The sequence below is a fragment of the Marmoricola endophyticus genome, assembly GCF_014644415.1.
Taxonomy (GTDB): domain Bacteria; phylum Actinomycetota; class Actinomycetes; order Propionibacteriales; family Nocardioidaceae; genus Marmoricola; species Marmoricola endophyticus.
On record NZ_BMKQ01000016.1, the window covers coordinates 1 to 520 of the forward strand.

1 protein-coding gene is annotated in these 520 nt (G+C 34.0%); it reads left to right on the plus strand.

Annotated elements, in window-relative coordinates:
- Nucleotides 1-156: 156 nt before the first annotated feature.
- Nucleotides 157-520: class I adenylate-forming enzyme family protein (locus IEX42_RS18425; RefSeq protein ID WP_188781472.1), on the plus strand; the 364-nt coding region annotated here is incomplete at its 3' end.

Here is a 520-nt window from a genome sequence, read left to right on the forward strand (position 1 = left end):
TTGATTTGCATACAGATATTTTGAATCAAATGGCTTTTAAACCAATTATTGCTGATCATTTAAAATTAATTGATACCAGCATTTACAAAGAAAAATGGGGACAACTTAAACAATCAATTCATAAAGTATGAAAGTGAAGCTAAAGGGGGTATACTAATGAATTTCGATTGGATAAAAACGCGTTCAGACTTCGATGATGACAAGCCTGCCGTTATTGATCACGCAAAACAAACATCTTGGACATACCAACAACTCAATGCACGCGCTGATAATATGGCACATTATTTAACATCTCAAGGTGTTAAAAAAGGCGATGTTATCGGTATTTTTGCGCCAAATGATATTGCAATATTAGATTTATTGTTTGCTTGTTTTAAAACAGGTGCGGTTTTTTTACCATTGAATTGGCGGCTTAACCCAAAAGAAATTGCAGCCATTGTGGAAGATGCACAATTAAAACTGCTCTTCTATGCTGAAAAACATTTAAGTTCACTCACCGATATTGACCAAAACTTATTGC